At 50.9% G+C, this 6527-nt stretch carries 7 protein-coding genes; 3 read left to right on the top strand and 4 right to left on the bottom strand.

Translation table 11 applies throughout. The annotated features are described in order from the left end of the window. The 3 genes from CAG65_RS14365 to CAG65_RS14355 form a co-directional block, all read left to right on the top strand. A partial coding sequence (locus CAG65_RS14365; protein ID WP_237668818.1) for a DeoR/GlpR family DNA-binding transcription regulator occupies positions 1–789 on the top strand: 789 nt, incomplete at its 5' end. A 1-nt stretch (position 790) separates the two neighbouring features. Then, the gene (locus CAG65_RS14360) at positions 791–1831 is read left to right on the top strand and encodes an oxidoreductase (RefSeq protein WP_161454092.1); all 1041 of its coding nucleotides are present in this window, start codon (positions 791–793) and stop codon (positions 1829–1831) included. Beyond that, positions 1828–2298 carry a heme-degrading domain-containing protein gene (locus CAG65_RS14355; RefSeq protein WP_021704897.1) on the top strand — a complete coding sequence of 157 codons (471 nt, stop codon included), beginning with the start codon at positions 1828–1830 and terminating at the stop codon, positions 2296–2298. The genes CAG65_RS14360 and CAG65_RS14355 overlap by 4 nt, the downstream gene beginning before the upstream one ends. Positions 2299–2320: 22 nt before the next feature. Here CAG65_RS14355 and CAG65_RS14350 read toward each other — a convergent pair whose 3' ends face one another. The 4 genes from CAG65_RS14350 to CAG65_RS14335 form a co-directional block, all read right to left on the bottom strand. Continuing rightward, positions 2321–3577 carry an alpha/beta hydrolase gene (locus tag CAG65_RS14350; RefSeq protein WP_161454091.1) on the bottom strand — a complete coding sequence of 419 codons (1257 nt, stop codon included), beginning with the start codon at positions 3575–3577 and terminating at the stop codon, positions 2321–2323. After that, positions 3555–3755, bottom strand: coding sequence for a hypothetical protein (locus tag CAG65_RS14345; protein ID WP_161454090.1), 201 nt, complete (start codon positions 3753–3755; stop codon positions 3555–3557). Before CAG65_RS14345 ends, CAG65_RS14350 begins: the two co-directional genes overlap by 23 nt. A gap of 157 nt (positions 3756–3912) precedes the next feature. Then, a complete protein-coding gene (locus CAG65_RS14340; RefSeq protein WP_161454089.1) occupies positions 3913–5349 on the bottom strand; it encodes a glyceraldehyde-3-phosphate dehydrogenase in 1437 nt (478 codons plus the stop codon). A gap of 519 nt (positions 5350–5868) precedes the next feature. After that, positions 5869–6324 carry a dCMP deaminase family protein gene (locus CAG65_RS14335; protein ID WP_021704893.1) on the bottom strand — a complete coding sequence of 152 codons (456 nt, stop codon included), beginning with the start codon at positions 6322–6324 and terminating at the stop codon, positions 5869–5871. Positions 6325–6527: the final 203 nt, after the last annotated feature.

Genomic DNA, 6527 nt, shown 5'->3' with positions numbered 1-6527 from the left:
TACTTACGTGATTTTAAGTTTATGACCCAAGAAGAGCGCCTGATTCACTTACAAATGCTGATCAAGCAGCAGGGGAAAATGACCGCGACCGATATCTGCAATCAGTTTGGCGTTTCGCGTGATTCCGCGCGGCGCGATCTGGTGAAACTCACCCAGCTGCCGGGCATTCAGCGCATTCGTGGTGGTGCGATGTTGGCTCCGGTGTCGCCGAAAAGCGAGCCGTTCTCGGCTAAAACTGTTAGCAGGGCCAAGCACGCATTGGCGCAGTGCGCGGCATCGCTGGTGGATGCACAGGACTACATTGTGCTTGATACCAGCACTACGTTGGCCCTCGTCCCCAGTTATCTGGCGGCGCCCGCGACCATCGTGACCAACTCGGTTAACACGCTGGCTCAGGTTGAAGAGGGCTCTTCGCATGTGGTGCATCTGCTGGGCGGTCATTTTGACCCGTACAGCCGCGCTATTTTAGGTGCGCAGGCTGAACAGCAAATGGCTGGCTATCACGTCAACAAGGCGTTTATTGGCGTGTGCGCGCTGTCTGAGCGTGGCCTGACCACCAATTATGAACAAGAAGCGTCGATGAAACGCACGATGATGGCGCAAGCGCAGCAGATCATTTTGGTGTGCGAACAGCACAAAATGGGCACCGAGAATTTCCATCACGTGTGTGATGTGGCGGCGATTGACATGGTGATCACCGACGCGCCCCCCGCGCCAGCACTGCAAGAATTATTTGACCGTCACGACATTCAGTGTGTTGTGGCGACCGCACCAGAAGGACAGTTTTGATATGACTTACGCTCCGGTAAAAACCGCCGTGATTGGCTACGGCTATTCGGCGAAAACCTTTCACTTGCCTTTCATCAACTCGCTGCCTGAGCTAACGCTGAGTGCGATCAGTTCCAGCCAACAAGCCGCAGTCGCGGCCGATTGGCCGAGCGCGCAATGGTTTGGCGATGCCAATGATCTGCTGGACAACAGCGATGCTGAGCTGGTGATCATCACCGCGCCGAACGATGTGCATTACCCGCTGGCCAAACGCGCGCTGCAAAATGGCAAACACGTGATCGTTGAAAAGCCGTTCGTGACACGCATTGAAGATGGTGAAGAGCTGATTGCGTTGGCGGCGGAAAAAGGCTTAACACTGAGCGTGTTCCATAACCGTCGTTGGGATGGCGATTTCCTCACCCTGCAAAAGCTGATGGCGGAAGGTCGTTTGGGTGACATCAAACTGTTTGAATCTCACTTTGACCGCTACCGCCCGGAAATTCGTCAGCGCTGGCGTGAACTGGCGCAAGATGGTGGCGGTATTTTGTTTGATTTGGCGCCGCACCTGCTTGACCAGGCGCTGGCGCTGTTTGGCTTGCCACAGGCGATCAATGCGCAGTGCCGCATGATGCGCCCGGGCGCCACCACCATCGATTACTACAACCTGATCCTGCACTACCCAAATCACTTGGTGCACCTGCATTCGAACCTCTACAGCCCAGAGCCGAACCTGCGCTACAAAGTGCTGGGCAGTTTGGCGAAGTATGAGAAATACGGCCTCGATCCACAGGAAACCTACCTCAAAGAAGGCAAGCAGCCGGACAGTCCGCAGTGGTCGCAGGAAGAGGCGTCACTGTATGGTCAGCTACACAGCGAAGCGGGATCAGAAACCATTCCGACCGAACTGGGCGGCTATCAGCTCTATTTCAAAGGCGTGGCGGATGCGATTCGTCTCGGCACGGCCAACCCGGTGCCGCCAGAGCAGGCGCTGCAAAACATCGCGCTGATTGAAATGGCGCTGGAGAGCAGCAAAACGGGTCAAACGTTGCAGGTGAAGTTATGAGCCTGACACTGGCCGAGATTGCACAGCAAGAAGAGGTGCTGCAACTGAGTCATTTTAACCACGATGTGGCGTGGCAATTGGGCTGTGCGCTCAAGCAGATGGCGGAAAGCCAGCAAGTCGCGGTGGCGATCGAAGTGTATGGTTTTGGTCAAACACTATTTCAATACGCCATGCCGGGCACGTGTGCGGATCATCTCGATTGGATGCGCCGCAAACGCAATTCGGTGCTGCGCTATGGCCGCAGTTCCTACTACCTGTCGCTGTACAACGCGCAAAAGCAGCGCGAGTTTGAAACGCAGCCGCATATCGATGCCGCGCAATATTGTGCTCATGGTGGCTCGTTTCCGATTCGAATTGCGGGATCTGGGTTGGTTGGGGCGGTGACGGTTTCTGGCCTCGCTCAACTCGACGATCACCAAATGGTAAGCGATGCGCTACAAAGTGTTTTTCAAGAACAAACGCAATGAACAAATAAGCCCCGCGAGGGGCTTATTGCACGTTAAGCGAGCGTCCGACGTATCGAGCTGGTGTTGGCGTACTCATGACTTTATCCAGCAACGTCATGCTTTGCTCAAAGTAGGGGTTATAGGTTAAGCGGGCATGTATCTTCCCTGGCTCACGATAACCCCACGCTGAGTACCAGACTTCTTTGTCTTGCGCACACAGCCGTTGCAACTCTTCATCCTGACCATTGCTGCAGATCATCTTGTGGCCGTTCATACCATATTCGGGATTTTCCGGTGAAAACAGTAGCCCCATATGGGAGCCATTAGAAATCCGCAGATGTGGAATCCTCATGCTAAAACGTACGGCCCGCTGATCGGCCAAGGGCGTTTCCCCTTGCCAAACCAGTACATTGCCGGGATTGGGCATTTTGTTGGTAAAGGTGTTCATCGCATAGTCGGTGCTGATCACGCTGTCACTTTCACTCATGATCATAAATACTGGCCGCTCAAAGCGTGTTTGTGCCAGTTGGTTGCGCACGGTTTCTGAAGTCTGATAGTAGACAACGGCACCGTTCATTGGCAGTGAATTGTAACGTAGATAATTGTCTTCTGGATCCTGATCCGCCCATGTCATAAACCAACTGGCGATTTCGGCCCAGGAGACAATGTCATTGCCGGGCTTAAACGCCGGAGAAAATAACAGCAAACCCTGGATACTTGCATCTTGCAAGGCTTCAGTGGTCACCAAATTGGCACCAGTGGAATAGCCGCCCAGCCAGACTTTATCGAACTCTTGCTTGAGCAACTGGGTGTGGTGATGCACTACGCCCTGCCAATCCTGTTCGGATGGAAGCATCAGATCGCCGACTTTCGAACCGTGGCCTGGCAACAGAATCGTGCGCACCAAATAGCCTTTGGTGGCCAGGTGTCGGGCAATATCATCAAAGGAGTAAGGTGAATCTCCCAGTCCATGCACCAACAGCACCGCTTCACCATTGGGTGTGTCTGGACGGTATTCATGAGGCAGGTTCAATGCGATTTCGCGTGCATGATCATCGCTGATAAAAAAGCGATGTTGTTCGAGCCACTGACGCGTTTCGTCGACGTACTCGTTGAATGTGGCCTGATTATAAGGGGGCAGCGATGGTGCACTGGAATAACTCGGGTGTTCCGGACTGCTGCTACATCCGCTTATTGCGGATGTCACTAAGCCGGCAGCGCCAAGTAGGAACGCTGCCGGTAAAATATGTCGTTTGATGCGGGAGAGTATCGCTGGTCTATTTTTTCGGAACTTCTTCATATTCGCCTTCAATAACGGCGTTCTGCTCTGTGGCGAATTGATAGTTTTGCATCTCTTTCCGGATACGTCGTCCGGTGATCAGCGCGGCGATCGTCAGCGGGATAATCATAATCAGGCTGGCAACCAGAGCAAAAAAGCCGGTGATAATTGTCAGAAACGTGACGATAAGTCTACTCATAATACGTACCTCTCTATCTACAGGTTCAGATTATCAGGGTCAAGATGAACCAAAGATGAACGCTGTTCAGAAAAACAAAAAAGCCGCCCTTCAATGAAGTAGGGCGGCAAGTACGGGGAAAGTAGGTTTATAGTTTTAGTGTTGTGGAGTCTTAAATTTATGCCGATGGATACGTTTTGTAGCGCACACCCATCATCTGTTCCATACAATGCACTACCTGGCAGCTGTAACCGAACTCGTTGTCGTACCAGATGTACAGTACGCAGCGGTTGTCCTGAGCGATCGTGGCCGCACCGTCAACCACACCGGCATGGCGAGAGCCCACCAGGTCACTGGATACGATTTCGGTTGAGTCGGTGTAGTCAATCTGAGCGGACAACGAAGAATTTAACGCCATACCACGCAGGAATTCGTTCAGCTCGTCTTTGTCTGTCCCTTTTTCCAGGTTCAGGTTCGCAACGGCCATAGACACATTAGGCGTTGGTACCCGGATTGCGTTGCCGGTAAGTTTGCCCGCGAGTTCTGGTAGTGCTTTTGCAACCGCTTTGGCGGCGCCAGTCGAGGTCAGAACCATGTTCAGTGATGCACTGCGGCCACGGCGTTCACCAGAGTGGAAGTTATCGATCAGATTCTGATCGTTGGTGAACGAGTGCACCGTTTCAATGTGACCTGAAAGCACGCCGTATTTGTCGTTCATCGCTTTCAGAACAGGAGTGATGGCGTTGGTAGTACAGCTAGCGGCTGAAATGATGGTGTCATCTTCACCAATCACGTTGTCGTTCACACCAAAGACCACGTTCTTGATATCGCCCTTGCCTGGCGCCGTCAGAAGTACTTTCGCCGCGCCTTTACTTTGCAGATGCTGGCTCAAACCTTCTGAATCGCGCCAAACACCTGTGTTATCGACGATCAGTGCATTGTTGATGCCGTAAGCGGTGTAGTCGACGTCTTCTGGCTTGTTAGCATAAATAATCTGGATGTAGTTGCCGTTTGCTATGATGGCTTTACGTTCTTCATCGACAATGATGCTGCCGTTGAACTGACCGTGAACTGAGTCACGACGCAGCAGGCTGGCACGTTTCTCCAGATCGCCTTTCTTGCCACCGCGAACCACAATGGCGCGTAAGCGAAGCGGGTAACCAGGGCCACTTTTTTCAATCAGCAGACGGCTGAGCAGACGGCCGATGCGGCCGAAACCGTACAGCACAACGTCACGAGGCTCAGACACGGTTTGTCCATTCATGGCACCGACCAGTGCAGTGTGAATAAAGTCTTTAATACCGTGTGCATCGTCGCGTCCATTCCAGTATTGGTGAGCAAGCTGACCAATATCGATTCGACAAGGAGACAGTTCCATTTCGCTCAGACATTGGATAATTGGTTGAGTTTGCTCAGCAGAAAGAGGGGTGCCGGTATAACGGCGGGCGACGCGGTGTGCTTTGATGATATCGATGGTGGTAGCGTTAATCAGCGTTTTTCCAAACAGGATAACTTCTACGCCTTTTTGTCGATAAAGCTGGCCAATCAGGGGACAAATGGATTCAGCAATCGTTTGGCTGGTTTGCCAGTCAAGAAGGTGTTTCTCTGGACTCATCGTATGTATAGGACCTTTCACATTATGGGCTGACTCTGCTGACCCGGTAGTTGTAGGGGGAGGTGAGCAGAGGGTTATTAGAATCTGTAATTCTGTTGTAATTTTTATGTGGCAGGATTGTAATGGCTAACATCTTATTCTGCTAGAAAAATTAATTCTGGTGGTTTTTGCTGGATAAGCGCGGAAAGACGACCCATTTACCGTGTTTTTCAATGACTGGCGGCTATTGACAATTTCAGAACTGCAAACTTATTTTTTGTTAAAAAATACTCATTTCTCAGTATCTTTTGTAATTGGTGTAAGTGTGTGGAATTGAGGTTTGGCTTGTGTCACAAATTACGCTTTTTTAGTGAACATGAATGAGCGCAATTAGCCTCGTTTCACTGGAAGTGGTTATGGCGAGCAAAAAAGAGTGTTTTGGCGCTTTGAGAGGCGAGGTTTTCAGCTGTGCGAATCTAATTTCTACTCGTTGAGATGAAAAAGGCTCCGTTAAGGAGCCTTTTCGACACAGTGAATTGATCAGACGTCAATGTGTTCAAGATCGCTTAAGGGAAGCCAATTGACTTTCACGCCAGCCTGAAGAAACATTTCCTGACTCACCATAATCTTATCTCCCCAGCGAGAGAGAAAATCTTCCGTTTGCTCGGGGCAGTGTACGGCCGAAATGCCGGTTTGGATGATTTTGGCGGCACAGTTCGGACATGGAAAATGTGTAACCCAGATTTCACAGCCATCCAAATCTCGTTTGGCGAACAGAATCGCATTTTCCTCAGCGTGCAAAGTTTTCAGGTATTTCATATCCCGATCGTCGGTATTGGCGCTGTCTGAGATACCGTGCGGGTAGCCGTTAAAGCCAACGGATACAATTCGGTTTTGTTTAGTAATGACGGCACCCACTTGTGTGGAAGGGTCTTTACTCCAGGAGCCAACAAGTTTTGCCATTTGGTAAAAGCGTTGTGCCCATTTCGAAATCATTCGTCGTTCCTCTGAATTAGCGGCGTTGTGATTGCTGTGATTGAATTCAGCAATAATATCCTAATTTATTTGGCTTGAGTCCAGAAAAATAGACACTCAGGTCATGAGTACAAGGCGGCAGCAGATAAAAGACTGTGAAGTGCGTCACTGAGTTTTTGGTTGAGGGCAGCATCCTGAAGGGTGAATTTGCTCAAGTTCTTGTG

The sequence above is a fragment of the Vibrio sp. V39_P1S14PM300 genome, assembly GCF_009904765.1.
GTDB lineage: Bacteria > Pseudomonadota > Gammaproteobacteria > Enterobacterales > Vibrionaceae > Vibrio > Vibrio proteolyticus.
This window is presented reverse-complemented; position numbering and strand designations above follow the sequence as displayed.

Coding starts and splice junctions, on each gene's coding strand:
- CAG65_RS14360 (WP_161454092.1), top strand. CDS start 791: ATGACTTACGCTCCGGTAAAAACCGCCGTGATTGGCTACGGCTATTCG.
- CAG65_RS14355 (WP_021704897.1), top strand. CDS start 1,828: ATGAGCCTGACACTGGCCGAGATTGCACAGCAAGAAGAGGTGCTGCAA.
- CAG65_RS14350 (WP_161454091.1), bottom strand. CDS start 3,577: ATGAAGAAGTTCCGAAAAAATAGACCAGCGATACTCTCCCGCATCAAA.
- CAG65_RS14345 (WP_161454090.1), bottom strand. CDS start 3,755: ATGAGTAGACTTATCGTCACGTTTCTGACAATTATCACCGGCTTTTTT.
- CAG65_RS14340 (WP_161454089.1), bottom strand. CDS start 5,349: ATGAGTCCAGAGAAACACCTTCTTGACTGGCAAACCAGCCAAACGATT.
- CAG65_RS14335 (WP_021704893.1), bottom strand. CDS start 6,324: ATGATTTCGAAATGGGCACAACGCTTTTACCAAATGGCAAAACTTGTT.